Origin of the sequence: Paraburkholderia sp. SIMBA_054 (assembly GCF_046534875.1) — a bacterium.
GTDB classification, from domain to species: domain Bacteria; phylum Pseudomonadota; class Gammaproteobacteria; order Burkholderiales; family Burkholderiaceae; genus Paraburkholderia; species Paraburkholderia hospita.
Map to the genome: position 1 here is coordinate 1 of NZ_JAWRXV010000213.1, position 547 is coordinate 547.

1 tRNA gene is annotated in these 547 nt (G+C 51.4%); it reads left to right on the plus strand.

The window, feature by feature from the left end:
• The first annotated feature begins 96 nt into the window (after positions 1-96).
• Positions 97-172 (plus strand) — tRNA-Ala (locus tag SB822_RS54815).
• Positions 173-547: the final 375 nt, after the last annotated feature.

Here is a 547-nt window from a genome sequence, read left to right on the forward strand (position 1 = left end):
TTGATAAGGCGGGGGTCGATGGTTCGAATCCATCCAGACCCACCAGCGTCTTGTCTGCGGTGGCTGACTGAAGATTCTCCTGTGTACTGTATGACTGGGGGATTAGCTCAGCTGGGAGAGCACCTGCTTTGCAAGCAGGGGGTCGTCGGTTCGATCCCGTCATCCTCCACCAATTCCCAATGCACAGTGTTCTGCAGAACGCAGAAGACTTCGCATTGGCAATTGAGCCAGTCAGTGAAGATATGCGGTTATAGCAATCGCGATATCGGCTGTCGTTCTTTAACAATCAGGAAGAAGTAGTAAAGAGATTCGCGAAAGCGTGCTTAGAGATGGGCGCGTGAGTAGGTGAATCAGGGTTGTGATTGTATCAATGTATTTTTAAGGGTTGTCGAAAGACAGCCTTGGAATACGGCACAACGCTAAAACTCAACCTGTAGCGAGTGGGTCTGACGTGGTAACACGGAGAGACGCACCCGTTATAGGGTCAAGCGAACAAGTGCATGTGGTGGATGCCTTGGCGATCACAGGCGATGAAGGACGCGGTAGC